Origin of the sequence: Nocardia aurantiaca (assembly GCF_009708175.1) — a bacterium.
GTDB lineage: Bacteria > Actinomycetota > Actinomycetes > Mycobacteriales > Mycobacteriaceae > Nocardia > Nocardia aurantiaca.
Genome location: NZ_WMBB01000014.1, coordinates 79,957 through 104,786, shown reverse-complemented (window position 1 = coordinate 104,786; position 24,830 = coordinate 79,957). Strand labels below are relative to the sequence as shown.

The window sequence follows — 24,830 nt, the reverse complement described above, 5'->3', positions numbered from 1 at the left end:
TTCCCGAACCGGGCGTGCGCGGTGGTGGCCTCGGACAGCGCAAGGTGTCCTCGATGCGCACTGCCAGCGGGCCCGCCTCGACCAATCCGCCGCCGGGGGCCCGCTGCACCGACGCGACGGGCTGGCGGCGTGGCGCATGACCGTGCGAGTGCTGGTGCGCATGGACTATCCGCCCGGCCCCGCCCGGACAGAGCCTGCTCGCTCATCCTGAGCCGACTACAAGCCTGGGCCGAGGCCGCATGGACGCGGTGTCGGCCGCCCGCAGGGAATTCGATAGCGCCGCCGGGAATGGCGCCCGAGCGTGATGTGTTGGCCGACGATATGGCATTCGACCACTTCGGCAAGTTCGGTGCATGGCAGTTCTACACGCAGTTCAGCCCCGAATCGGTGCGTGAGCTCGAAGAGCTCGGATACGGCGCGGTATGGCTGGGCGGGTCGCCGCCTGCCGACTGGGACGGCTTCGAGCGGTTGCTCGCCGGATCGGAGTCGATCGTGGTGGCGACCAGCATCGTCAACATCTGGGCTTCCCCGGCGGAGGCGGCCGCGGACACCTACCTGCGGCTCGAGGAGAAATTCCCCGGGCGGTTCCTGCTCGGCGTCGGCGTGGGCCATCGCGAGCACACCGAGACCTACACCAAACCCTATGAGGCCCTGGTGAACTACCTCGACATCCTGGACGCCCGCGGCGTCCCCCGGCAGGGCCGCGCACTGGCGGCCCTGGGCCCGCGGGTGGCGAGACTGGCGCGCGACCGCAGCGCCGGCGCGCTGCCGTACCTGACCGTGCCCGAGCACACCGCCGAGCTGCGCGGCATTCTCGGCCCCGACAGGTTGCTGGTCAGCGAACACAAGGTGGTGCTCGACGAGGACGCCGCGCGGGCGCGCGCGGTCGGCCGTGAGAAGGCCGGGTTCTACCTGGGCCTGGTGAACTACGTGAACAACCTGCGCCGCTTCGATTTCAGCGACGCCGACCTGACCGCGCCGGGCAGTGACCGCTTCGTCGACGCGGTGGTCGCGCACGGCAGCGCCGAACAGGTCGCCGACCGCCTGGCCGAACACGTGCGCGCGGGAGCCGACCATGTCGCCGCGCAGGTCGTCGGCGGAGAGTACCTGCCGGTGCTGCGCACGCTCGCGCCGCTGCTGGCCGAACGGCTGAACTGAGTGGTCACGCACACTCCGAACGCGTTCCGGGTGCCGGGATGTCCTGACACCTGGAATCGTTCGGTTTCAGTGTGATTCGAGGCCCTCGACGGCTCTGGAGAGGCGCGAAGCCCGTGTTCTCACAATTCTCGCGCGCAGCGGTTCCGGGCAAGGCTATTCGGTGGTGTCCTTGCGGGCCTTGCTGGGTTGGACGCGTGGGGGTTCGTTGGGCATCTTGGGGTAGACGGGGGGCCACGGGGCGTCCATGAGTCCCGCGGCCATGTCCTTGTCGGACATTTCCAGCAGGGGGTCGAGGGATTGGGGGAGGCGGTCGGCCCAGGGGTCGCCCAGTTCGGCGACTCGGGCCGGGACGGTGGCGATCGTCAAGTCATCGGGGACGATCGAATCCAAGGCTTCCCAAGCGATCGGAGTGGAGACCTGGGCGCCGACCTTGGGGCGGGCGCACCAGGCGCCGAAGACTGTTTTGTGGGGGGCGTTCTGGTTGAAGTCGACGAAGACTCGGGAGCCGCGTTCTTCTTTCCACCAGGCGGCGGTGATGCGGTCGGGGTGGCGGCGTTCGAGTTCGCGGGCCAGGGCGACGGCGGCAGCGCGGACCTGGTAGCCGTCCCAGTTCGGTTGCAGCATGGCGTACAGGTGCAGGCCGCGGGAGCCGGAGGTTTTCACGCGGACGTCGATGTCGAGTTCGGTGCACAGCTCGCGGGTGGCGAAGGCGGCGGCGCGCAAGTCGTCGAAACCGATACCGGGGGAGGGATCCAGGTCGATGCGCAGCTCGTCGGTGACACCGGTCGGAGGAAGAACGTTACCGGCGGCATCCGTCACCGGCGGAAAAATGGAGGCGGCCTCGGCGCCGGCGTGGGTGGGCCAGACGTGAAAACCCAAGCAGCCCAGGTTGACCGCCCACAGAATGTGGGCCATATCGACGGCGACCAGGGCGTCGCTGGTGGTGCCGTTGGGGGTGGAGACAACCGTGGTCTGCAACCAGTCGGGCGCCGACTTCGGCACCCGCTTCTGGAACCAGGATTTTCCGGACGCTCCGTCGGGATAGCGTTCCAGCAGAACCGGGCGATCGCCGATGGCACGCATGATCGGATCGGCAACGGCCAGATAGTAATTCACCAGATCCAGCTTGGTTTCCCCGCGCTTGGAGAAGTACACCTTGCCCGGATTGGAGATGGTGACCGTGTGCCCGGCCACCTCGAGCTCCACCGAATCGCTCACCGCGCAGTCCCTTTCGCGCTTCTGGCCTCGGCGAAGATATCGGCCAGCTCGGCGGGCGCCACCTCATCGAGCTGGGCGTAGGTACACGATTCGGGCGTGCGGTCGCTGCGGAAACGCACCAGCCGCCCCCCGTGGCGCAGTCGCCCGGCCATCACATGCTCGTAGCGGACCTCGGCCACCAGGTCCGGGCGCAATGCCTCCCAGGACAGGTCCTTGCCGCCGGTCCAGCGACTCACCCCGCCGGGCATCTTCCCGTCGGCCTTGGCCTGCGCGGCCGCATCGGCCCACGACCGCCACGGATGATTCTCGAGCGCGTTGTCCCGCAACGGCTCCAACTCGGTGACCAGCTCCTTGCGCCGTGCCGCGGTGAAACTCGACGCCACTCCGACGTGATGCAGGTGGCCCTCGTCGTCGAACAGTCCCAGCAGCAGCGACCCCACCCCCTGCCCGTCCTTGTGCCAGCGGAACCCGGCCACCACGCAGTCGGCGGTGCGCTCATGCTTGATTTTGAGCATCACCCGCTTGTCCTGCATATACGGCAGATCCGCCGCCTTGGCCATCACCCCGTCGAATCCCGCGCCCTCGAACCGGGTGAACCAGTCCGCCGCGACGTCCGGGTCATCGGTCATCGGCGTGAGATGGGTGCGCGAGAACTGGCCGTCGAGCACGGTTTCCAGCATCCGTCGTCGCTCGGCGAAGGGCTGATCGGTCAGATCCTTGTCACCGAGGGCCAGCAGGTCGAAGCCCACGAAACTGGCCGGTGTCTCCACCGCCAGCTTGTTGACCCGCGACGCCGCCGGATGCAGGCGGTTCTGCAGCGTGTCGAAATCGAGGCCGTTCTCGGTGACGACCACGATCTCACCATCCACCACGCACCGCTGCGGCAAGGCCTGACCCAGTAGTTCCACCAGTTCGGGGAAGTACCGGGTCAGGGGCCGGTCGTTGCGGGAACCCAGCTCGATCTCGTCGCCGTCGCGGAAGACGATGCAGCGGAAGCCGTCCCATTTGGGCTCGAACAGCAACCCCGGATCACGGGGCAGCGCCGAGACCGATTTGGCCAGCATCGGTTTGACCGGCGGCATGACGGGCAGTTGCACACGACCTCCTCGGTTCGCGGTGGACCCGAGACCGATCGTAGTGCGAACCTGTCAGTTTTCGATCCAGCCGTGCTGATCGGCGAAGGTCGTGAGCCGGTCGCGGATGGTGATGATCTCCGCCGCCGTCAGCTGCGGCGAGGCATCCAGCAGCAGCTCGGTGATCAACCGGCGATGCTCGGCCGCGCTCAACTGCCCCGACCCGCGATGATCCTTGCCCTTGCTGTGCCGCGCCGGAGCCGACTGCCCGGGCACCACCGCGAGGTTGATCGCCTTGGGACCCCGATCACCCTCGGTCACATCGAATTCGAAAACCCGCCCCTGGCGCAGTTCGTCCTCGTCCAGCCCGATGTCATTGACGTGGACGAACACGTCCGGACCACCGTCTTCCGGACGGATGAACCCGAAACCCCGAGAACTGTCGAACGACACCAATTTCCCGATGGACACCTGAACACCCGCTCCTCGTCGCCGCGTCCCTCTGGCGGCCACTCTAGTCCGCGGGTTGATCATTGTTGGAAGAAAGTGCCTTTTGCAACGAATTGAAGACCGTCAACCCCTGGCCCACCATGCCGTTCACGATCTCCGACACACCGTCCGGGCCGTTCAGCACCGTCAGATTCGCGTTCGACAACCCCGCCGAGGCCTGCTTGACGATCTCGGGCAACTGCTCGATCAGCAGCTGATCCAGCGCGATCCGGTTGTTCGATGCCGCCGCCTCGGCCTGGATTCGGGTGCGGTCGGCCTCGGCCTCGGCCAGGATGCGCACCCGATCCGCTTCGGCCAGAGCCGGTTTCACCACCTCGGCCTGCAGCTGCTGCTCACGCAGCTCGGCTTGCTTGCGCGCCTGTTCGGCCTGCGCGGAAAGCACCTCCTGCAACGCGGTCGCCTGCGCGAGCGGACCCGCCTGCGCCGCCTCGGCATTGGCCTTGTCGATATCGCGTTGATACTGCGCCTTGAGAATCGCCGTCTCGCGCTGGTACTCCGCCTGTTTGCGCTGCGACTCCTGCTCGGCCTGTGCCGCCAGCTGCGCCGCGGCCGCCTGGGCGATCTGGGCGTCGCGCTTGACCGCCGCGTTGTGCGGGGCCGCGAGCGCGGCGATATAGCCGAGATTGCCGTCGTCGATGTGCTGGATCTGGAACGAGTCCACCCACAACCCGATATTGCTCATCTCCACCTTCGAGGCCACCAGCACCTCGTCGGCGAGCTTCTGCCGCTCGCGGATGATCTCTTCCACCGTCATCGAGCCCACGATCGAACGCAGGTGCCCGGAGAAGATGCGCCCGGTCAGCACGCTCATCTCGCGCTCCTGCTCGGACAGGAACCGTTGTGCCGCATTGACTATCGACTGTGTGTCGTTGGCGACCTTGAACGCGATCACCGCGCGCACATCGAGCTGGATGGCCTGCTTGGTGACACAGCGTTCGCCGATCTCGGCCTCGAACATGGCCAGCGACAGATACCGCACCTTGCGGAACAACGGCACCACCCAGGCACCGTGCCCGATGATCACCCGGAACGGGGCACTGTCCTTGCCGCCGCGGCCGCCGCTGACCAGCATCGCCTGGTCCGGAGCCGGAACGTGGTATCCGAGCATCGCTGTCTCCCTCTGAGGTGGTGGTGAGAAGTTGTCGATCTATCGATCGCCCGGAAGGGGAATCCACGCAACAACATCGACGATGCGCCCCGGATGGGCGGCCACGACCAGGACGGTGGCGCCGGCATCGAGGGGCTCCTCGGCGCGTGCGATGTAGAGCTCGGTTCCCCCTCGGATGGCGACCAGTACCTCCCCGAGGAGTCCCTTGCCCCGGATCGGCGAGGTCAGCGTACCGGTCAAGCCCACTACCGGGTCGGTCATCGCGAATGAACTCCTCGGATGGATCGCTCGAGACCGCCAGCGTACGCGCGGGGACCGGGTCCTCCCGACACACCGTAAAATTGCCGGACATTCGCTATTGCTGGGGGGCCTGGCTCCAGCGACTATCGCGCCGCAGCGAGGACCTCCTCGTCAGCGCCGATCACATTGCCATCGATCCACCGATTCCGAGGGCAAAAGCGATGTGCGCCAACCAGATCCGGGCGACCTCCGAGTTCGGGACGTCTGCCGAGGCCTTCCGACGCCCGCCGTGGACGCGGAACTTCTATGACAATGACGACGGCTGGCCGCCGCCGTCGGAATGGGGGCGATGGCGACGCTGATCATGTGCCGCCGCACGTCGATAACAAAATGTGCTGGTTTCGTCACCAACCGGCTGGCAGGCTGAAGCGGTGACCACTCCTCCGGATACCGTGGCGGTCGATTCCGCCGACGACAAGCTGGACATCGGCGTCTTCAAAATCGCCGGTGTCGTGGTGCTCGGCGCCATCATGTCGATCCTCGACGTGACCGTCGTGACCGTAGCGATCCCCACCTTCCAGCACGACTTCGACACCACCTACGCCATCGCCGCCTGGTCGATGACCGGCTACACCCTCGCCCTGGCGACGGTCATCCCGCTCACCGGCTGGGCCGCCGACCGCTTCGGCACCAAACGCCTCTACATGATGGCGTTGACATTCTTCGTGCTGGGCTCGGTACTGTGCTCGACAGCCTGGAACATCGAGTCGCTCATCGGCTTCCGCGTCCTCCAGGGCCTGGGCGGCGGCATGCTCATGCCGCTGGGCATGACGATCATGACCCACGCCGCGGGACCGACCCGCATCGGCCGGGTCATGGCGGTGCTGGGTATACCGATGCTGCTGGGTCCGATCGCGGGCCCGATCCTGGGTGGCTGGCTCATCGAATCCTTCAGCTGGCACTGGATCTTCCTGATCAACCTGCCCATCGGTGTCATCGCGCTGATCCTGGCGTTCATCGTCTTTCCACGCGACAACCCCGAGCCCTCGCAGACCTTCGACTTCCTGGGCATGCTGCTGGCCTCACCCGGCCTGGCCGCCTTCCTCTACGGCGTATCGTCGATTCCCGGTGAGGGCACCGTCAAATCGGCCAAGGTGCTCATCCCGGCGATCATCGGTTTGGCGCTGCTGATCGGGTTCGTGTTCCACGCGCTGCGTACCGAACACCCGCTGATCGAACTGCGGCTGTTCAAGAACAAGTCGCTGCGCTTCGCGGTGATGACCATGACCCTGTTCGCCATGGCGTTCTTCGGCTCCGGTCTGCTGCTGCCGTCATATCTGCAACAGGTGCGCGGGGAATCGACCCTGGCAGCCGGTCTGCTCATCGCCCCGCAGGGCCTGGGCGCCATGCTCACCATGCCGATCGCGGGCCGGCTGGTCGACAAGATCGGGCCCGGCAAGATCGTGCTCACCGGTATCACCGTCATGTCGGTGGGCATGGCGTTCCTGACCCAGGTCAAGGCCGACACCCCGTATGCGCTGCTGTGCGGGGTGCTGTTGGTGATGGGTCTGGGCATGGGCTGCACCATGATGCCGACCATGACCGCCGCCATCCAGACGCTGACCCACAGTGAGGTCGCGCGCGGGTCGACGCTGATGAACATCGTCAACCAGACCGCCGGATCCATCGGCACCGCAACCATTTCCGTGGTGCTGACCACCCTGCTCAACCGGGGCGCCACCCTGGGCGGCAAGGGCGTGCCGGTGCCCCCGGGCGCCCCCGACCCCTCCCTGGCCAACGCGGCCATCGGATCGCGCTACAACGGCCAGCTCGCCCATCTGCCGCGGAACCTGCTCGACGAGGGCTTCGACCTCGCCGCGCGCGCATTCGCCCACACGTTCGTGGTGGCGCTGTGCATCCTTGTCGCCACCTTGATTCCGGCGTTCTTCCTGCCCCGTGCCAAATCGGTCGTGCCCGCCGCGGCCGACGCACCCGCCGTCGTGCATTGAGTGAAATGACGCACTGAGCGATAACCCCTGTGGCCCATCCGGATCTCGACTCCGGGTGGGCCACACGGCGTTTCAGGGCAGCTGCGAGCCGGTGGTGGTCAGGTGCTCGCCGTAGAAGGCGATCAGGCCGGTGGCCGACGCGATCGCCGCCAGCAGCCAGAACCGGATGATGACGGTGGTCTCCGGCCAGCCGGTGAGTTCGAAATGATGATGGAAGGGAGCCATTTTGAACAGCCGGGTACGGGTGGTGCGGAACATGACGATCTGCAGCAGCACCGATAGGATCTCGGCCACGAACAACGCTCCGACGGCCACCATCAGCAGCTCGGTGCGGCTGGTGATCGACAACCCCGCCAGCAGCCCGCCCAGCGCCAGCGACCCGGTGTCACCCATGAAGATCTTCGCCGGAGCCGCGTTCCACCACAGGAATCCCACACACGCGGCCGCCCCTGCCGCGCACACGATCGACAGATCCAGCGGATCGCGCACCGTGTAGCAGCCCGGCACCGCCTTGGCCGCACACGAGTGCGTGTACTGCCAGAACGTGATCAGCACATACGAGCCCAGCGTCAGACCCATGGAGCCCGCGGCCAATCCGTCGAGGCCGTCGGTGATATTGACCGCGTTGGACCAGGCCACCACCAGGACACAGGCCACCACCAGGAACCCGATCAGCCCCAGCGACACGGTGGTGATATCACGCACGATCGAGACCTGCTTACTGCCCGGGGTCGACCCGCCGCCACCGCGGAACTGCAACGCCAGCACCCCGAAAATCACCGCGGCACCGAGCTGCCCGACATATTTGCCCGATGCGGTGAGCCCGAGACTGCGCTGCTTGGACAGTTTGATGTAGTCGTCGAGGAAGCCGACCGCGCCCAGTGCGGTGGCCAAACCCAGCACCAGCAGCCCCGACGCCGTCGCCCCGGTCCCGCCCCGGGCGCCCACCAGATGCGCCGCCAGATAGCCGGCCCACAGTCCGATCAGGATCGCGATCCCGCCCATGGTCGGCGTCCCGCGCTTGGCGAGATGGGTCTGCGGCCCGTCCGCGCGGATCTCCTGCCCCAGGCGATGGCGCGTGAACAACCGGATCAGCAATGGCGTCGCCATGGTCGACACCGCCAACGCCACCATCGCCGCCACCAGGATCTGCCGCATCCGCCCCCCTCGAGACCCGAATTGCGTCACATGCTAACCGGCACACGAACGAAACGTGCATGCGTCGTTGTTAGCGTGAGGTATGGACACAGCGGCCGGACGGCGCGACCACCTGCGAGAGTTCCTGCGCGGCAGACGCGCCCGCATCACCCCCGACCAGGTCGGGCTTCCCGTCGCCGGGCGTCGCCGCACCCCTGGGCTGCGTCGCGAGGAGGTCGCCGTCCTCGCCGGTGTCGGCGTCTCCTGGTACACCTGGCTCGAACAGGGCCGCGATATCACCGTCTCGGCCGAGGTCCTCGACGCCATCGCCGCCGCCCTGCTGCTCACCGACCCCGAACGCGCCCATCTCTACATCCTCGCCGGGCTCAACCCGCCCTGCCGCGGCGGCGACAGCGGCCCGGATATCGCCGCCGAGACCCGGAATCTGCTGGACGCGTGGGGAACCCGCCCCGCGGTCCTGCGCGACCGCTACTGGAACGTGCTGGCCTACAACGACACCGCCCGCGCGGTCTTCGGCTTCGAAGGCCCGGGCCACAACTGCCTGGTCACCTACTTCACCAACCCCCGCTACCTGGCCGTGCCCGACATCTGGGCCGAAGCCGCGCCCGCGGTCGCCGCCGCCTACCGCGCCGACTCCGCCCCCTGCCCCGACGACCCCGGCTTCGGCTCGGTCGTCACCGAACTCGCCTCCCGCAGCCCCGAATTCGCGCGCCTGTGGTCGCGCCACGACGTCGGCCCCGCCGGACAGGCGGTCAACGCCCTGCGGCACCCCGAGGTCGGCGACCTCCACTTCGACGCCACCACCCTCCTCCTCGCCGATCAACCCGACCGCCACATGGTCCTCTACAACCCGCGCCCCGACACCGGCACCGCCGACCGCCTCGACCAGATCCGACGCCTGCGCCTGGCCCCGCCCGCGTGAAGGTGGTGGTGGCACACCCACCATCACCACGCACTGTTTGCCCCGGGCGCGCGGCGGCAGGGTGAAGGCATGACACACAACGGGTTTCGGTTCGAGGACAAGATCGCGCTGATCACCGGCGGCAGCAGCGGGATGGGGCTGGCCACCGCGCACCGGCTCATCGAGGAAGGGGCGCGGGTGATCGTCACCGGGCGCGACGAACCGCGCCTCGACGCCGCGGTCGCGGAACTGGGGGAACCGGCCGTCGGGATCGCGGGGGACGCCAGCAGCGTCGAGGACCTCGACACGCTGGCGCGGGAGGTGAGCGAGCGGTTCGGGCGGCTGGATGTGGTGTTCGTGAACGCGGGGATCGGGGCGTTCCAGCCGATGACCGCGGTGGACCCCGCGGAGTTCGATCGGGTCGTGGGAATCAACTTCAAGGCGGCGTTCTTCACCGTGCAGAAGACACTGCCACTGCTGAGCGCGGGTGGGGCGATCGTCATCAACGCCTCCTTCGCCCTGTACCGGGGTGCGCCGGGGACCGCGTTGTATTCGGCGAGCAAGGCCGCGGTGCAGAACCTGACGCGGACCCTGGCCGCGGAGTTGGCGCCCCAGGGAATTCGGGTCAATTCGGTCAGCCCCGGCTATATCGACACCCCCGCTTACCGGGCCGAGGCCTCCGTCGACGCCCAGGCCGCAGCCTCCGCGATCGTGGCCGCCGGACGGGTCGGCCGGGCCGAGGAGGTCGCCGCCGCCGTCGCCTTCCTCGCCTCGCCCGATGCCTCCTACATCACCGGCCAGGACCTGCTCGTCGACGGCGGCCTGACCACCGTGATCGCCTCGGCCATGGTGTGAGCCGGGTCGAGAGGCGGTCAGCGCACTCCCCGCGACGGATGCGACCGCGGGCGGTGTTCACTGCTCCGCCTGCACTCGCTGCGGCACCGTGCGCCAGCCGACACTGGTCACCGACGGCTCCAAGCTCAACCGCGACACCGCCGCCTCCATCTGCCGGTCGTCACGGCGATCACCGGTCAACTCCGCGCGCACCTGCACCTTCCCGGGCGAGGTGTCGTGGCTCGAGATCGACACCAGCCGGAAATCGGTGCGCGTCAACGACTGCACCAGCAACGCCCGCACATGCGCTTCATGCGCGTCGTCGGTGTCGGCGGTGAACGCGTACAACGCCTCCTCGGCCTCGACATCATCGGCGAGGGGCCGATCCACCGACCGCGCCACCGTGCGCAGCGCGGTATTCACCACGACCACCGCCACCGTGCCCGCCGCCGCGGTCGAATACATGCCCGCACCCGCGAGCGCACCCACCGCCGCCGCGCACCACAGCGTCGCGGCGGTGTTCAGGCCGCGGATATTGAACCCGTCGCGCAGGATCACACCCGCACCCAGGAACCCGATACCCGAGACAATCTGTGCCGCAACACGAGTCGGGTCCGCCGACGCGCCGTTGAAGCCGTGCGCCGACAACAGCACGAACAGCGTCGCGCCAGCCGCGACCAGTGAATTCGTGCGCAGTCCGGCCATCCGGGCCCGGAACTGGCGCTCGAATCCGATCACCGCGCCCAGCCCGACACCCGTGCCGAGTCGCAGCAGTATTTCCCACATGGTCATCTCGATCTCCCAGCGGATGACGGCGCACTCCGGGAACGGACGCTACAGGGGTTTCGGTAGCGCCCGGACGATGGCGGGAGTGTCGCAGAGTGAACGATTGGCTAACGGAACTCGATCCGATCCATCGGGCACGACCACCACCTCCTCGGCGCAATCTGCACGCACGCCGGGGGTGGGACCGGCGTGAAATCGCCGGTACGGGTACCACCCCTCGTAAGACCTTCAGCACTCCGCGGCGTAAACCCGCCACAGGTGGCGGGAGCCGGTCGGGGCATCCCCTTAGCTCGGGGAAACCTGTCCTGATCCGGGGCGTCTCTCGACGTTCGGGATCGCCGGCCTGTATCCGTGAAGGAGCCTCAGCTAACGACGGCACCGTACGCGGATGAGTAAACACCCGCGCCGGGGGAATCGGCAACCCGATGTGAGCGCCGTCGCTCACCGCCGCCACTCGCGCCCCAGCGCCACCACCGCGCCGATTATCAGCCGTAGCACACACAACACCGCGACCGCCGTGGCAAAGATCTGTACGGCACTGAGCAAACCGGTCGCACCCGCCAGCAGGCCGACCCCGATCACCGGGCCGCCGCTGCCGCAATAGGCCATGACGAAATAGGTCGACAGCACATCGGCGTGACGCTCGACCGGGGCTGCCGCGTTGATCGCGGTCAGGCCCGACAGGAACACCAGACCGTGACCGGCACCGGCGAGCACCGTCGCGCACAGCAACAGCGGCAGCGAGGAGATCGAACCCGCGACCGCGAGCGCGGCCAATCCGATCGCCAGCAGAGGGAAGCCCGTAAACTCCAGCGCGCGTTCGGATCTGCCGTAGCCGAGCAACTGCGCCACCGCCCACGCGGCAGGCAGCAGCGCGGCCGCGGCGCCGCCGATCACGAGATTCGCGCTGCCGGACAGCGTGGCGGCATAGGTGGGTATCAAGGTCAAGAAGACACCGACCACCGCGAAGCCGAGGAAGGCTCCGGTACCCGCGGCGGCGAAGAGTGCGCCCATTCCCACCGGGATACTCGGGTGTCGTGGTCGCCAGCGTGAGGCGACGCGGGTCTGCGGCAGCGTCGCGACCGCGACCACGGCCGGGACCGATAGCGCCAGCTCCACCGCGAACGGCGTCACGTATGGAGCCGGAAGATATTGGGCGAGAACGGCTCCCAGCAGCGGCCCCACGCCCATACCGCCCGCGGAGGCCACCGCCGACACCAGGGCGGCGCGGCGGCGATCGCCGTGCGGTTCCAGCTCGGTCAACGCGGCGGTCAGCGCGCCCGAGGCGGCGCCCACCGCCAGTCCCTGCAGAATGCGGGCCGCGAACAACCAGACGACATTGCTCGCCAGGGCGAAACCCGCGGACCCCAGCGCCGCCAGCGCGAGGGCGGGCAGCAGAATTCGGCGGCGGCCCACCGCATCCGAGGCCGGACCGGCGATGAGCAGCGAAGGAATCAGCACGCCCATGTAGACCGCGAACACCAAGGTCATCACCAGCGGCGAGAATCCGAAACGCTGCGCATAGCCGTGATACAGCGGCGTGGCCACGTTCGTGCCCGTCAACAGGATCAACAGAGTGTAGGCGGTGCCCCAGAATCGCAGACCGCTTGCGGAGGGTGAATCCTGTTGGAGGGCACCGTGATCCGGTGTGGTGGATTGGCCGACTGTCATGAAGTTCCCCTGACGCAGACATGTTCGATGTTCCCGAACATAACAGGATGTTCGGAATTTGTGAACATGTGGAATAGTCTGGAGCCATGGCCAGCCGAACCGCCACCGACCTGGTACACCCCGACCGCGCAGAGCTGCGGTTCATCACCGTGCTGGCCGCGCTCGCCGACCCCATCCGGCTCACCATCGTGACCCGCCTGGCCGCCGCCGAGAACGGCGAACTGGCCTGCACCACCTTCGATCTGCCCATCAGCAAATCCACCCAGAGCGGGCACTTCAAAACCCTGCGCGAAGCAGGCATCATCCGCCAGCGCGACGAGGGAACCCGCCGCCTGAACCGGCTGCGCACCGAAGATCTCGAGGCACGCTTCCCCGGGCTACTGGACCTGGTGATCACCCACGGCCGCACCGCGACCCCGGGCGCCTGAGCGGAATCAGCCGCGATACATCCCGCGGTAGGCGTCGATGGTCTCCACCAGATGATCGACGATCTGCTCACGCGTAGCGCGCAGCGTGCCATTCAGCCAGGCCGAGAACATGCCCGCATTGCCGCTGGCCATGGTGACCGCGGCCAGCCGCCGTCGCACCGGATCGTCGATGTGGGCGAACAGATGATCCTGGATCAGACGGGTGAAGGCGGGCATCACCGCGATCGTCGTCTGCCCCAGACCTGTTGACGAATACGGCTCCACCAGGAACAACCGCGACTTGCGCGGGTCCTCGAGCACCTTGTCGACCAATGCCTGCGACAGCGCGCGATCCCGGTCGGGATCATCGACCACCGCGAAGGCGGTCATCGGATCCAGGAACTCCTCGGCGATCTGCCGGTAGAGCACATCGAGCAGTTCGTCACGGCTGGCGAAGGATTCGTAGAAATAGCGGTCGGTCAGATTGGCGCGCCGGCACACCGCGCGCATGGTGACCGCACCCGCCCCGGATTCACCGATCAGGTCCAGTGCGGCCTCGAGCAGCGCGACGCGGCGCGCCTCACGGCGCTCGGTCAGGGTCGTTCCACCCCAGATGCGGGGCTCGGCGTCGGAGGGAGGCTGCTCGGTGTGCACCGGGTCAAGAGTAATGCCCGGTGCCGGGCGGGATCGCACACCCGGCACCGGGCACTGCCACTCCGCCCGGCGACAGGGGCGCCGCTAGCCGGTGACCACGCAGGCGCTGCCCAGATTGATGCCGGTGCCGACCGTCACGACCGCCCACTGGGAGCCGTTGTAGGTCCAGGCCTGCACAGAATGCACGCTCGTCGAGGTGGGCGTCCAGGTCGAGGTCGCGGTGCCCCCGCTGCCCAGGCTGAACTGCTGCGGGCTGAAGGCGGCGGCACCGCTGTCGTAGAGCCATACGTATGGCCTCCTGACCTTGTGATCGACCACGATTCCGCCGCAAAGGCATCGGAATCCGGGCGGCGCTGCGATGATCGACGCAGTTTGTCTTCAGTTCGGGTGGGCAGCGTGAATCGACCTGTGCCCGTGGACTGTTCGAGGTGCAGAAGGATCGCGCAGTATGACCGCAAGCCGGTACGCCCGTAGCCCCGTCGTTGCCGAAGTCCCCGAGCCCGCCGGATGGGGGCGTCATCTCGGCGTCAGTGACGAGGTCGCCGATGGTCTCGACTCCGGGCAGCTCGGGGCACTGATCTTCGTGCGGAAACTGGTGCGATGCTGGTATATCGCCAATGTCGTGCTCGCCGTGTCGGTGTGGGCGGGGATCGGGCTGTGGGCGCGGGTCTACGGCGAGGCCAGCTTCGGCAACTGCGCGGCGGTGAGCGGTCTGACCAGCCACTGCGACCCGGGCATGCAGTCGCTGATCCTCGGTCTGATCAGCGGATTCGTGGTGGCGGCAGTGGTTTTCACGGCGGCGTCGCTGCCGTGCTTGGTCCTCGGCTACGCCGTGCGCTGGTCGGCCCGCGCCATGGCCGACCGCAACGAGTGGAGAATCCCCGACTAGCCGGATGATCGCCTCCAATGCCCGGGAACGCCTGATGCACCGGCATCGGCGACGATCTCACGCGGGGCCGGATGTGCGCGTCGAGCGCCTCATGCCCGGCCGGGGTCAGCCGAGCAGCTCGTCCAGGTAGCACCAGCGCCAGGACTCACCCGGCTCGACACTGCGCATGACCGGGTGTCCGGTGTTGTTGAAGTGCTTGGTCGCGTGATTGCCCGGTGAGGAGTCGCAGCAGGCGACGTGACCGCAGTCCAGGCACATGCGCAGGTGCACCCAGACCAGGCCCTCGTCGAGGCATTCACCGCAGGCGTCCGGAGTATCGGGGACGCGGACGCACGGGGCCTCGCGCAGGTGCTCGCAGGCTCCGGCGGTGACGGGGGAGCGCAACGGTGTGCCATCGTCTCCCTCGGCCTGGGCGACCCGGTCGATGGTGGACTCCTCGATGTCGAGGGTCGCCATAACCGCCTGCAGCACTTCCTGATCCACCTGACCCGAATCCCGGATGCGCAGTACGGTTTCGCGTTCGGCGGCCAGCATGGCCAGCCGCAGGCGCCGGTACTCGCCACTGGGCGTCACGCGCTGGGACTCGGAGCGCCCCAGCAACTCCCATGCCGACCGCGCGCGCATCACCACCCGATTGCGCAGAGCGTCGACCACATCCGGCGGGGTCTCGGGAGCGATGTTCTCCTCGAGGGCCGCGAGACCCGCCGCGGTGGCCTGCTGCAGCAGATTCGCCTCCTGCAACAGGTCCTCGGCCCGACTGGGTCCGCGCAGGCGCAGCAACCGCACCAGCCGCGGCAGCGACAAGCCTTGCAGTAGCAGGGTTCCGCCCACCACCACGACCGCCAGCAGCCGCAGCGTTGCCAGCTCCGGGGTATCGGACGGCAACAGCAGCGCCGCGGCCAGTGTCACCACACCACGCATGCCCGCCCACGACACCACCGCCGGACCGGTCCACTCCGGCTTGGGTTTTCCCTGCCGCCGGCCCTCGATCCGCCAAGCCCCGTAGGTCGCCGGGAACACCCACACCGGGCGCACCACGATCACGGTCACCAGGACCGCCGCACACGTCAACAGCAGCGTCGAATGCGAGAGCCCGCTGTGCCAGGCCTCCTCCACCAGATGTCGCACCTGCAGGCCGATCAGCAGGAAAACCGCGCTCTCGAGCAGGAATTGGATGGTGCGCCAATTCGTGTGCTCGGCGATGCGCGAGGCCGCGCTCTGCCACTGCGGGGCGCCGTGGCCCAGGATCAGACCGCACGTCACCACCGCGATCACGCCCGAGGCGTGGACTCCTTCGGCGGGGAGATAAGCGATCCACGGCGCGAGCAGCGACACACTCGTGTCCAGCACCGGATCGCTGATGCGGCGACGCAGGACCACCAGCAACATCGCCGCCACCCCGCCGATGAGCGCGCCGCCACCGGCCGCGCCGAGGAAACTCGCGCCCGCCTCCCACAGCGTCACACTGCCGGCCATCGCCGCCACCGCGGTCCGCAGGGTCACCAGCGCGGTCGCGTCGTTGAACAGTGATTCGCCCTCGAGCAGGGTCACGATCCGCCGCGGCATCCCGACCCGCCGCGCCACCGCCGTGGCCGCCACCGCGTCCGGCGGGGCCACGATCGCGCCGATGGCCACCGCCGCCGAGAACGGCACCGGCAGCAGCTGATACACCACCGCGCCCACCGCGAACGCGGTGAACAGCACCAAACCCACCGACAGCAGCGTGATGGAGGTCTTCTTCGGCCGGAAGTCCACCAGCGATGTGCGAATCGCCGTCGTGTACAACAGCGGCGGCAGCAACCCCAGCAACACCAGCTCGGGTTCGACATCGAATTCCGGCACCAGCGGCAGATACGACCCGATCACCCCGGCCACGGTGAGCACGAACGGCTCACCCAACCCCAGCCGACGCGCACCGGCCGCCAACGCGACCGCCACCGACACCAGCAATACGAGTCCGAACGCCCACTCCACGGGATCATCGTGCCAGCCGCGATGCCCGATTCCGGCATCGGCTCGCTACCAGCGCACTACCCCCGCCCGCTGCGGCCGCGGGCGAACCGGGCTACTTCGCGTGCCCGGACCGCGACCGCGTAATCGCGAACACCCCGATGCGGGCCGCCAGCGCGGCCAGCCACAGCACGACACCGACCATGTTGAACACCGACCCGGCATCGGTATAGGAGCCGATCAGGATGGAGACGACACCGGCCGAAAAGCACACGACGGTGGCGGCATGACAAACGGTCAGGGTGATGCGCAGGTCGGTGGTGGCCGGTCCTGCGGCGCGCTCGATGCTGATGGTGAAACTCCTGGCAACGCTGGTGAATTCGACCCTCGGCACCTTAGCGCCAGTTGGCGCGAAGTGCAGAGTCGGCGAGATCGGCACCATCGCGGCCTGCGGTGTGCCCGTTCCGATTGCGGTGTCGTCCATCATGATTCGGTGGCGGGGGAACGATGCATGTTGACATCGACCACTATTGGCCGCTGATACGGGCGAGCGAGGCCGCGCTGCCGGCTGGTCGTCGTCGAGCGGACCGGCACACGCGGGGGATGATCAGCGAGCACGACGCCGACCTGCTCAGGTTGGCGGGTCGCTGAGGTTCGGGCGCGTCAACGCCGAGTCGGTGCCACGGGCGGCGCTGTCCGGTGCCTCGGCTGTGTGTCAGCTCGAGATGTGGGCGTGGATGCCGTCGAGGAGGAAGTCGAGGCCCATGCGGAAGGTCTGGTCGGCGTCCAGGTGCGCGCCGTCGTGGATGACCGCGGACAGCGCGGGGAATCGGCCGGTTGCGAAGGCCCGTTCCAGATAGGGCCCGAAGGCGGCCTGCCACTGTCTCTGGTCCATCCCGGTGGCTCGCTCGGCGCGCTGCTCGGTGATCTCCCGGCGCACCGCGCCGATCACGTACGCATTGACCGCGTCGACCACCGGCATGACGGTGTCCACATCGACGCCGGCCATCGCGGCCACCACGGCCTCTCCTCTGGCCAGCGCGTGCGGCCCGAGCTGGGGCCGCCCGCCGATCAGGTCGGCAAGCCATTCGTGCTGGTGAACCGCCTGCCGGGTGGTTTCGGCGAGGGACCGTAGCACCTCTCGCCAACCGTCTCCGGCCGGTCGGATCTCGGCGTAGACCGCATCGACCATCAGGTCGAGCAACTCCTCCTTGGTGGCGATGTAGCCGTAGAGCCGCATCGGCCCCACGTCCAGTGCGGCGGCGACTTTCCGTAGCGACACCGCCGCCAGCCCGTCCGCGTCCGCCAGCCGGATCGCCGCTCCTACGATCCGCTCCCGGCTCAGTGGGGCCGGCACCGGTCGATCCGGTGGCTCTGGCCTCTCCCACACCAACATGACCCTGACGATACATCGCATGCTTCGATACAGTGTATTGGATAATTCAGTGTATCGAAGGGGCGACCATGACCATCACCATCGTCGGAGCCGGGCTGGGCGGCTTGACCCTCGCCAGGTTGTTGCACGTGAACGGCATCGACGCCGTCGTGTACGAACGCGAACTCTCGCGCGACGCGCGTGGTCAGGGCGGCATGCTCGACATACATTCCGGGCAGCGGGCGCTGCGTGAGGCCGGCCTGATCGATCGGTTCCACGCGATCGCCCGTGGTGAAGGGCAGGACATGCGCCTTCTGGAGCCGGATGGCACCTTGCTGCTCCAGGAGGACACGCCCGACGACGCCCCGTTCGACCGCCCCGAGGTCGACCGCGCGGATCTGCGCAACCTTCTGCTGGACTCCCTCCCCGAAGACATGGTGCGTTGGGGCCGCGCGTTCAGATCCGCTGACAACGGCCTGCTGCACTTCGCCGACGGCAGCAGTGCGACGTATGACCTGCTGGTCGGCGCGGACGGCGCGCAGTCCCGGGTCCGCGCGCTGCTCACCGACGCCCGCCCGGCGCATATCGGCCAGAACGTCATCGAGGTCGGCATTCCCGACATCGACCGCACCCATCCCGACCTCGCGGCGATGGTCGGGCGCGGCAACTACTGGGTGCTCGGCAATGGACTATCCCTGGCGGCGCAGCGCAACGGCGACGGCCGCGTTCGCATCGGCCTCAGCTTCTACAACACCGCCGAGGACTGGCTCGCTACCAGTGGGATCCCATTCGACGACCCGGCCGCCGCCCGGGCGCGGCTGATCGAGCTGCTCCCCGGCTGGGACTCACGGTTCACCGCGCTGATCGCGGCCTGCGACGACACGATCGTGCCGCGGTCGATCACCGCTCTCCCGGTCGGCCTGACCTGGCCGTCGACGCCAGACGTCACGCTGCTCGGCGATGCCGCGCACCTGATGCCACCGGTGGGAGAGGGCGCCAATATGGCACTGCTCGACGGCGCCTTGCTCGGTCTCGCGCTGGCCGCGCACCCGGACGACTTTCCCACCGCCGTCAAGGAATACGAACGCGAGATGTTCGAACGCACCAGCGCTGCCGCCCGGATGTCCACACGCATCCAGGAAATCCTGACCTCGCCGGACGCCAGCCGGAGAATGCTCGCCTTCTTCCAACCTGGCTGAACTGTCACCGAACACGGATCCCGAAGCTGCCATGGAGTGCACAGTACGAACGACGTCACCGGGCGCAGTGGTGTTCTGTAGGGCGATTGCTCAGCGCAACACCGCGCCCGACCGTCTCCGCCCCGCTCGCGGCCATTCCCTAGAGGTCTTCGAGGTCCTCCGCGAACCCATGGTCGCTGTTCTCCGCGCGGTTACCACCGGGATCCCTCGCAGCGTGACACCACCGATCCAGCGACACCGACAACGACGAGATACACAGCCCAGGCAGGCAGGCTCCCGTCCGGCCGTGGTCGAGCCGCAGGTGGCCATCCCACAGCTCATTCGGGGCGCGGTGTGGACTCCATCGGCCTGCCCGCGTCACGCCACGCCGTGATACCGCCGGCGAGGCTGTAGGCGTCGAACCCGGCGCGGCGGGCCAGGGCCGCGAAGCGCAATGACACCTCGCCGACCGGGCACACGAAAACCACGGGGCGGGAACGGGAGAACGGGACGCCCTGGGTGAGCATGTCATCGAGGTGGTCATCGCGGATGTTCACAGCGCCGGGCACGTGCGCGATGCGATAGGCCATCGCACCACGGGTGTCGACGATCGTCGGTCGGGCCGTGCGATCCAGATCCTCGAGCCCGTCGGGGGACAGGGTCGGCGTCGCCGCGAGTTCGTCCGCGGTGGGGGCGGGTGCGCGGCCTGGTTTGCCGAACAGTTCCGGGCGGCGCTTGCGGATATAGGACAGGTATGGTTCCAGGCGGTCGCAGACGATGATCACCGCGACCAGCGGATCCGACTGGGCGGCAGGCGCATCGACGGTCTTCAGGAAATCCAGGGCCGCGGCGTAGGTCGCACCGCTGGTCGGTCCGGCGAGCACACCGTGCGCGGTGGCCAGTTCGAGTGTGGCGTCCACCGCGCGCCCGGCCTCGACGGTCATGATGCGGTCGTAGAAATCGGGCTGGAACAGGCCCACGTCCCACATCTCGGTCTCCGACCGGATGCCGGGAATGAAATCGCCGCGCTCGGACACCACCGCGATGGTCTTCAACTCCGGATTGTGTTTGCGCAGAAACATCGCCGTGCCACGCGTCGACCCGGTGGTGCCCAGCCCGCCGATGAGATAGTCGACCCGGGTGATGCCGTCGCGCGCCAGATCCTCGTGGATTTCACGGCCCGTCCCGTGATGATGCGCCTCGATATTCTTCTCGCTGGTGTACTGCGACGGGTGATACCAGGCCCCCGGCGTGCGGGCCATGGTGGATTCGATGACCGAGTACACGTCGTTGGGCGCGGTCGGATCCGGGCATTCCGACAATCCGGGCAGTTCTTCGATGTCGGTGCCCAACAGCTGCAACAGTTCTCGCACCTCGGCGACCTTGATCCGATTGGTGACCGCGCGCAGCCCGATCCCGTGCACGGACGCCAGAATGCGCAGCGCCTTGGCGGTATTGCCGCTCGACGCCTCGATCAGCGTCTGCTCGCGCGCGACGATGTCGTCCAGGTCGTCGCGGATCATGGCCCAGGCCACCCTGTCCTTCACCGACCCGAACGGGTTGTAGAACTCGAGTTTGGCGTAGAGCTCCACGTGCCCGATCCCGTGCGCGGCCAGATCCAGTCGCAGCAGCGGGGTATTGCCGATCAGCTCGGTGATGTGGTCGTAGCGCATCAGTGCACCTCGTGCCAGTCAACGTCGCGGCACACCGAAAACGTCCCGGATCGCCGCGCCACCGCCAGTTTCGGCGGCACCGGATGCATCGAGGCACGCGCTGCCGACAAATCCATGTGGTAGGCAGCGGTATTGGGGAACACGACGAGGTCCCCGGGCGCGGGCAACCGCGGCAGCCACACCTTGTGGTTGGTGATCAGATCCCGCTCCAGGCACAGCCGCCCGGCCAGGAACACCCCCACCACACCGGAATTCGGGCCCGTCGCGGCGCGGGCGGGCACCAGGATCGGGTCCACCATCACCTCCTGATCGGCCGGGGTGACGGCGTCGCGGCTCAGGTCCAGATTCACCAGCGTGTTGCCATCGGCGGTCTCCTTCACGAACTCCACCCGCCCCACGGTGATTCCGGCATGGTCGACCAGTGCCTTGCCCGGCTCCAGCCAGACATCGAGCAGGTTCTCCCCAACCGTCTGTGCAAATGTCCGGCCACCCTGGGAATCCAGGCCCGTATCCAGCAGGTCCGCGAGCATCCGGTCGGCGCTGACAATGTTGGCGTACTTGTGAAAAACTGGCGTCCCGTGCACGGCGCCGTCGTCGAGATGGAAACCGAAGGTGTTGCCGCCCCATGTCATCGGCTCCCCGCGACCCATCAGGGATTCCCGCAGCGCGTGCACGTACGCATCGAACGCGTCCGCGTCCGCGGTGAACACCTGCCGGAACCCGCCACCGATATCGATCACCGACGGCGAAAGCCCCGCCGCGTACGCACGTTCGGTCAACACCAGGCAAGTCTCCACCGCCCGCACACGTTCGGCCGGTTCACCCGAATCCAGATGAAAGGCGAACCCGCGGAAGTCGATCCGGTCCCGCCGTGCCGCCAGCAGTTCGAGCACCGCGTCCACGCGCGCCAACGGCACCCCGAACCGGCTCACCGGAGTGCCCGAGAACCCGCATACCCGCACCAGTACGGGCACTCGCGTCTGCGCCAGCGCCGCAATGCGTTCCAGCTCCCACAGATTGTCCACGTTGATCGTGACCCCGCTGCCCAGCAGCTCCCGCACGAATCCCTCGCCCTTGGGTCCGGTCACCTCGATCCGCTCCGGTCCGAACCCCGCCTTCAGCGCACTGTCCAGCTCCGCCGCCGAGGCCACGTCGATCCCGATCCCCGCGGCCCGCGCCGTCGCCACGAACGCCCGTGACTGATTCACCTTGTGCGCATAGCAGATCCGGAAGCCCGGCACCCGCGCCCCCAGCACCGCCCGCAATCGCTCCAGGTTGTCCGCGAACACCTGCGGAAACACCAGATGCGCGGGCGACCCGAACTCGGTGACCGCGTCCTCCACCGCACCCGGCGCGGCTATGAACTCCCGCACCAGCGCATGCATCTTCGCCGGCAGTCCCGGCGATGCGGCAGCCGTCATACCGCGGTTTCGCTGGTCGCGGGCGCGGGGGTGACCAGGGTCGGGTTGTAGCCGCTGTCGCGCAGTGCCTCGAAGGCGCGGTGCCGATTGCGGGGGCTGCGGAATTCGGCCACCACCCGCTTGCTGATCAAATCGATGTCCTGCACGCCGATGCTCATCGACTCCAACACCCCGGTGATGGTGCGCACGCAGTGCTTACAGTTCATGTCCGGCACATAGAACACGCGGTCTTCGGCGGCGAGTTCCCCGTTCTCCGAGCCGGTTTCGTCCGCCACCCGCGCGATGGTGACCAGGTCGGCGATGCGAGTGAACAGGTCGGTGAACGTGTCGATGACCACCGGCAGAATGCTGTAATGCTCCCCGTCGAGCTGGTGGGGCATGGCCGCCAGGCAGGCCGGACGCGTCCCGGGCGCCAGCAGCGCGTACTGGCGCGAGATCAGATCCAGCTCGTCGTGATACTTGGCGATGGCCGCCGCCACGCTCAACCCCTCGGCATGGGTGGCGCGGCGCATGACGCGGTGTGCGTCCTCGATGGTCATGTCCTTCATGGCGCGCAGCGTCGCCACCGTCTCCGCCGAATACCGCACGGTCCCATCGGGTTGGGTGGCCAGGGTCACCGCGATCATGCCGCGCCGGTAGCTGGAGGCCTGCAACTCCCAGTACCAGCGGGTCGCCACCGCGGAGTAGATCCCCGAATCCCGCATCCCGACCGCGAATTCGGCCGGGGTCCGATACGGCGTCCATCGTGCCAGCAACGCGTGCTGTGCCAGTGCCCGCCCCGCCGCCTCGATGCCCACCCGGAAGATCTCGAGTGGCTCGTGATCGGTGGTGGTGCCCTCGAGCACCGCCTCGTCGCGCGGGCTCAGCTCCGATATGCGCTGGGCCAGCGCGGTATCGGCCCGCAGGGCGTGCCACAGCGTGAGCACTGTCTCCCGCATGGCGATGGGTACGATCGGGCCCAGCCCACCCGCGCGATAGTGCCCGGTGTTGGGGATACCGTGGCTGTCGGTCCAGGCGATGCGATGCGTCGCGCTGGTCACCTGATCGGCGCGGCACGGGCGCATGAACCGCTCCAGATACAGTCGCTGCGACAGCGTCAGATGGGAGCCGGGCTCCGATTGCAGTGCCGCGCAGGTATATTCGATACGCCGTGGCGGCGGCAGCACCGGGGGAGCGCCCAGTCCGGGCCGGGCCAGCGCGGCCAGCACCCGGGAGGCGGCACGCCGGTCGTAGCGGGGTTCGGGGCCGGTCATGGTCAGCAGACCTCCTCGGCAATCGTGGCGACACACTCGGTGAACCGGTCGATCTCGTCGAAGGTGTTGTAGATGTGCGTGCTCACCCGTACCGAATCCTCGTCCATGGACACCACGTGGGCGGGCACGCAGTGCGCGCCGGTGCGCACCAGGAACCCGAGTTCACTGAGCACGAACCCGAGATCGGTGGCGCTGATCCCGGCCAGGGTGAAAGACACGATCCCATAGCCGGTTTCGCACGGCGCGTACGCCGGACCGGGCAGGAACTCCACCCCCGGAATAGGGCGCAGGCCCGTGATCAGCCGCTGCGTCAACGCCCGATTGTGGGCGGCGATGGTGTCCAGGCCCAGCTCGTCGAGCACATCGAGGGCCGCGCCGAGGGCGAGGATGCCGGGGATATTCTGGGTGCCGCCCTCGAGCAGTTGCGGCATGGGACCGGCCAGAAGTCTCGAATCACCCAGTGACACCGCGGAATTCCCGCCCGGCAGAAACGGCGCCAGTTCACCGTGACGCCTGCGGCGGCAGTACAGAACGCCCGTCCCCGGGGCTCCGAACATCTTGTGCGCGGACAACACCGCGAAATCCGCGTCCAGTTCCTCGACCTTCACCGGCAGATGCCCGCCGGACTGACTGCAGTCGAAACACAGCGCGATCGACGGATCGATGCGCCCGCGCAGCTCTTCCAGGGTGGTCAACGCGCCGAAGACGTGGTGCAGATGCCCCGCCGTGATCAACCGGGTGCGCGGGGTGATCCGCGCGGCCACATCCTCGACATCGGCCTCGCCCAGATCGGTGACCCGATACGGCACCAGCCGGATCGAGCGCCCGAACCCACCGAGCAGTTGCCGCAGATGATGCCACGGATACACGTTCGACGCGTGATCGCGTGGGCTGTAGAGGATCTCGTCGCCGTCGCGCAGATTGGTCAGCCCCCACGACAGCGCCACCGCATTCAGACCGGCCGTCGAGCCGCCGGTGAACACCACCTCATCCGGTGCGGCCCCGAGGAATTCGGCCGTCCGCTCGCGGATCGCCTCGATCCGGCGGGTCAGACTGGAGGCCCACGGGTAGGTGCCACGGCCGGCGTTGGCGGTGCGCTCACTGTGATAGCGGTGCACCGCGCCGATCACCGGCAGCGGCTTCTGGGTGGTGGATGCGGAATCCAGGTAGACGTGGGAGGTTTCGCTCAGCGCGGGAAAGAGCCTGCGCACGGGTGGGCGCGCCGGTCCCCGTGCGGCGGGCGGCGTGGGCGTAGAGGTCGCGGGTGCGGATGCGCGCACCGGTGCCCTCCCTCCCAGGAGTTCGCGCTGGACGCCACCAACGATACGCACATTTGCCGTTTCGCTCGAAGATTCTCGCGGACA

At 68.0% G+C, this 24,830-nt stretch carries 24 protein-coding genes and 1 riboswitch; of the genes, 7 read left to right on the top strand and 17 right to left on the bottom strand.

Translation table 11 applies throughout. The annotated features are described in order from the left end of the window. Positions 1-288 precede the first annotated feature (288 nt). Positions 289-1,158, top strand: coding sequence for an LLM class F420-dependent oxidoreductase (locus GLP40_RS26905; protein ID WP_230329980.1), 870 nt, complete (start codon positions 289-291; stop codon positions 1,156-1,158). 153 nt (positions 1,159-1,311) lie between these two features. On the opposite strand, the gene GLP40_RS26900 is transcribed toward GLP40_RS26905, so the two are convergent. The 5 genes from GLP40_RS26900 to GLP40_RS26880 are packed head-to-tail and all read right to left on the bottom strand — an operon-like array spanning position 1,312 to position 5,328. Beyond that, positions 1,312-2,376, bottom strand: coding sequence for a DNA polymerase domain-containing protein (locus GLP40_RS26900; protein ID WP_328290707.1), 1,065 nt, complete (start codon positions 2,374-2,376; stop codon positions 1,312-1,314). Then, positions 2,373-3,473, bottom strand: a complete 1,101-nt coding sequence (locus GLP40_RS26895; RefSeq protein ID WP_328290706.1) for an ATP-dependent DNA ligase — start codon at positions 3,471-3,473, stop codon at positions 2,373-2,375. Before GLP40_RS26895 ends, GLP40_RS26900 begins: the two co-directional genes overlap by 4 nt. Positions 3,474-3,524: 51 nt before the next feature. After that, a complete protein-coding gene (locus GLP40_RS26890) occupies positions 3,525-3,920 on the bottom strand; it encodes a cold-shock protein (protein WP_407671674.1) in 396 nt (131 codons plus the stop codon). 43 nt (positions 3,921-3,963) lie between these two features. After that, the gene (locus GLP40_RS26885; protein ID WP_154790801.1) at positions 3,964-5,067 is read right to left on the bottom strand and encodes an SPFH domain-containing protein; all 1,104 of its coding nucleotides are present in this window, start codon (positions 5,065-5,067) and stop codon (positions 3,964-3,966) included. Positions 5,068-5,106: 39 nt separating this feature from the next. Continuing rightward, a complete protein-coding gene (locus GLP40_RS26880; protein WP_154790800.1) occupies positions 5,107-5,328 on the bottom strand; it encodes a hypothetical protein in 222 nt (73 codons plus the stop codon). A gap of 410 nt (positions 5,329-5,738) precedes the next feature. On the opposite strand from GLP40_RS26880, the gene GLP40_RS26875 reads away from it, so the two are divergent. Then, positions 5,739-7,316 (top strand): DHA2 family efflux MFS transporter permease subunit, encoded by a 1,578-nt coding sequence (locus tag GLP40_RS26875; RefSeq protein ID WP_328290705.1) that lies wholly within the window; start codon positions 5,739-5,741, stop codon positions 7,314-7,316. Positions 7,317-7,388: 72 nt separating this feature from the next. Here the strand turns inward: GLP40_RS26875 and mraY are convergent, their stop codons facing one another. After that, the gene (gene mraY / locus GLP40_RS26870; protein WP_154790799.1) at positions 7,389-8,474 is read right to left on the bottom strand and encodes a phospho-N-acetylmuramoyl-pentapeptide-transferase; all 1,086 of its coding nucleotides are present in this window, start codon (positions 8,472-8,474) and stop codon (positions 7,389-7,391) included. 82 nt (positions 8,475-8,556) lie between these two features. Here mraY and GLP40_RS26865 point away from each other — a divergent pair, with 82 nt between their 5' ends. Next, positions 8,557-9,396 carry a helix-turn-helix transcriptional regulator gene (locus tag GLP40_RS26865; protein WP_154790798.1) on the top strand — a complete coding sequence of 280 codons (840 nt, stop codon included), beginning with the start codon at positions 8,557-8,559 and terminating at the stop codon, positions 9,394-9,396. Positions 9,397-9,465: 69 nt separating this feature from the next. Then, entirely contained in the window at positions 9,466-10,230 is a 765-nt protein-coding gene (locus GLP40_RS26860; RefSeq protein WP_154790797.1) for a glucose 1-dehydrogenase, read from the top strand. Positions 10,231-10,287: 57 nt separating this feature from the next. On the opposite strand, the gene GLP40_RS26855 is transcribed toward GLP40_RS26860, so the two are convergent. Both GLP40_RS26855 and GLP40_RS26850 read right to left on the bottom strand, forming a co-directional pair. Continuing rightward, a complete protein-coding gene (locus tag GLP40_RS26855) occupies positions 10,288-11,001 on the bottom strand; it encodes an MgtC/SapB family protein (RefSeq protein ID WP_154790796.1) in 714 nt (237 codons plus the stop codon). Positions 11,002-11,200: 199 nt separating this feature from the next. After that, a riboswitch (M-box (ykoK) riboswitch) is annotated at positions 11,201-11,376 on the bottom strand. 60 nt (positions 11,377-11,436) lie between these two features. Continuing rightward, positions 11,437-12,666, bottom strand: coding sequence for an MFS transporter (locus GLP40_RS26850; RefSeq protein WP_154790795.1), 1,230 nt, complete (start codon positions 12,664-12,666; stop codon positions 11,437-11,439). Between the two features lie 86 nt (positions 12,667-12,752). Between GLP40_RS26850 and GLP40_RS26845 the strand changes: the two genes are divergently transcribed. Continuing rightward, on the top strand, positions 12,753-13,094 hold the full coding sequence (locus tag GLP40_RS26845) for an ArsR/SmtB family transcription factor (protein WP_154790794.1): 342 nt from the start codon (positions 12,753-12,755) through the stop codon (positions 13,092-13,094). 6 nt (positions 13,095-13,100) lie between these two features. On the opposite strand, the gene GLP40_RS26840 is transcribed toward GLP40_RS26845, so the two are convergent. Further along, entirely contained in the window at positions 13,101-13,727 is a 627-nt protein-coding gene (locus GLP40_RS26840) for a TetR/AcrR family transcriptional regulator (protein WP_328290704.1), read from the bottom strand. Positions 13,728-13,811: 84 nt separating this feature from the next. Continuing rightward, positions 13,812-14,045, bottom strand: coding sequence for a hypothetical protein (locus tag GLP40_RS26835; RefSeq protein WP_154790793.1), 234 nt, complete (start codon positions 14,043-14,045; stop codon positions 13,812-13,814). A gap of 130 nt (positions 14,046-14,175) precedes the next feature. Between GLP40_RS26835 and GLP40_RS26830 the strand changes: the two genes are divergently transcribed. Further along, the gene (locus tag GLP40_RS26830) at positions 14,176-14,616 is read left to right on the top strand and encodes a hypothetical protein (protein ID WP_154790792.1); all 441 of its coding nucleotides are present in this window, start codon (positions 14,176-14,178) and stop codon (positions 14,614-14,616) included. A gap of 105 nt (positions 14,617-14,721) precedes the next feature. Here GLP40_RS26830 and GLP40_RS26825 read toward each other — a convergent pair whose 3' ends face one another. The 3 genes from GLP40_RS26825 to GLP40_RS26815 all read right to left on the bottom strand — a co-directional run bounded on the left by GLP40_RS26825 (position 14,722) and on the right by GLP40_RS26815 (position 17,923). Then, a complete protein-coding gene (locus GLP40_RS26825; RefSeq protein WP_328290703.1) occupies positions 14,722-16,590 on the bottom strand; it encodes a Na+/H+ antiporter in 1,869 nt (622 codons plus the stop codon). Between the two features lie 91 nt (positions 16,591-16,681). Beyond that, complete coding sequence (locus tag GLP40_RS26820; RefSeq protein ID WP_230329979.1) at positions 16,682-17,050, bottom strand: hypothetical protein; 369 nt, start codon at positions 17,048-17,050, stop codon at positions 16,682-16,684. Between the two features lie 231 nt (positions 17,051-17,281). Next, entirely contained in the window at positions 17,282-17,923 is a 642-nt protein-coding gene (locus GLP40_RS26815; protein ID WP_328290702.1) for a TetR/AcrR family transcriptional regulator, read from the bottom strand. A 107-nt stretch (positions 17,924-18,030) separates the two neighbouring features. On the opposite strand from GLP40_RS26815, the gene GLP40_RS26810 reads away from it, so the two are divergent. Continuing rightward, positions 18,031-19,140 (top strand): FAD-dependent oxidoreductase, encoded by a 1,110-nt coding sequence (locus tag GLP40_RS26810; protein ID WP_154790789.1) that lies wholly within the window; start codon positions 18,031-18,033, stop codon positions 19,138-19,140. Positions 19,141-19,457: 317 nt separating this feature from the next. Here GLP40_RS26810 and GLP40_RS26805 read toward each other — a convergent pair whose 3' ends face one another. Genes GLP40_RS26805 through GLP40_RS26790 form a run of 4 tightly spaced genes read right to left on the bottom strand, consistent with a single transcriptional unit; the run spans position 19,458 to position 24,746 of the window. Continuing rightward, positions 19,458-20,792, bottom strand: a complete 1,335-nt coding sequence (locus GLP40_RS26805; protein ID WP_154790788.1) for a pyridoxal-phosphate dependent enzyme — start codon at positions 20,790-20,792, stop codon at positions 19,458-19,460. Beyond that, on the bottom strand, positions 20,792-22,213 hold the full coding sequence (locus GLP40_RS26800; protein ID WP_154790787.1) for an alanine racemase: 1,422 nt from the start codon (positions 22,211-22,213) through the stop codon (positions 20,792-20,794). The genes GLP40_RS26805 and GLP40_RS26800 overlap by 1 nt, the downstream gene beginning before the upstream one ends. Then, entirely contained in the window at positions 22,210-23,466 is a 1,257-nt protein-coding gene (locus GLP40_RS26795; protein WP_154790786.1) for a heavy-metal-associated domain-containing protein, read from the bottom strand. Before GLP40_RS26795 ends, GLP40_RS26800 begins: the two co-directional genes overlap by 4 nt. 2 nt (positions 23,467-23,468) lie before the next feature. Then, positions 23,469-24,746 carry an aminotransferase class V-fold PLP-dependent enzyme gene (locus GLP40_RS26790; protein WP_328290701.1) on the bottom strand — a complete coding sequence of 426 codons (1,278 nt, stop codon included), beginning with the start codon at positions 24,744-24,746 and terminating at the stop codon, positions 23,469-23,471. Positions 24,747-24,830: the final 84 nt, after the last annotated feature.

Bases quoted from the DNA above. Each gene is read 5' to 3' on its own strand.
- GLP40_RS26810 (WP_154790789.1), top strand. From the start codon at position 18,031: ATGACCATCACCATCGTCGGAGCCGGGCTGGGCGGCTTGACCCTCGCC.
- GLP40_RS26905 (WP_230329980.1), top strand. From the start codon at position 289: ATGGCGCCCGAGCGTGATGTGTTGGCCGACGATATGGCATTCGACCAC.
- mraY (WP_154790799.1), bottom strand. From the start codon at position 8,474: ATGCGGCAGATCCTGGTGGCGGCGATGGTGGCGTTGGCGGTGTCGACC.
- GLP40_RS26830 (WP_154790792.1), top strand. From the start codon at position 14,176: ATGACCGCAAGCCGGTACGCCCGTAGCCCCGTCGTTGCCGAAGTCCCC.
- GLP40_RS26880 (WP_154790800.1), bottom strand. From the start codon at position 5,328: ATGACCGACCCGGTAGTGGGCTTGACCGGTACGCTGACCTCGCCGATC.
- GLP40_RS26795 (WP_154790786.1), bottom strand. From the start codon at position 23,466: ATGACCGGCCCCGAACCCCGCTACGACCGGCGTGCCGCCTCCCGGGTG.
- GLP40_RS26820 (WP_230329979.1), bottom strand. From the start codon at position 17,050: ATGGACGACACCGCAATCGGAACGGGCACACCGCAGGCCGCGATGGTG.
- GLP40_RS26860 (WP_154790797.1), top strand. From the start codon at position 9,466: ATGACACACAACGGGTTTCGGTTCGAGGACAAGATCGCGCTGATCACC.
- GLP40_RS26865 (WP_154790798.1), top strand. From the start codon at position 8,557: ATGGACACAGCGGCCGGACGGCGCGACCACCTGCGAGAGTTCCTGCGC.
- GLP40_RS26850 (WP_154790795.1), bottom strand. From the start codon at position 12,666: ATGACAGTCGGCCAATCCACCACACCGGATCACGGTGCCCTCCAACAG.
- GLP40_RS26800 (WP_154790787.1), bottom strand. From the start codon at position 22,213: ATGACGGCTGCCGCATCGCCGGGACTGCCGGCGAAGATGCATGCGCTG.
- GLP40_RS26855 (WP_154790796.1), bottom strand. From the start codon at position 11,001: ATGACCATGTGGGAAATACTGCTGCGACTCGGCACGGGTGTCGGGCTG.
- GLP40_RS26845 (WP_154790794.1), top strand. From the start codon at position 12,753: ATGGCCAGCCGAACCGCCACCGACCTGGTACACCCCGACCGCGCAGAG.
- GLP40_RS26805 (WP_154790788.1), bottom strand. From the start codon at position 20,792: ATGCGCTACGACCACATCACCGAGCTGATCGGCAATACCCCGCTGCTG.
- GLP40_RS26885 (WP_154790801.1), bottom strand. From the start codon at position 5,067: ATGCTCGGATACCACGTTCCGGCTCCGGACCAGGCGATGCTGGTCAGC.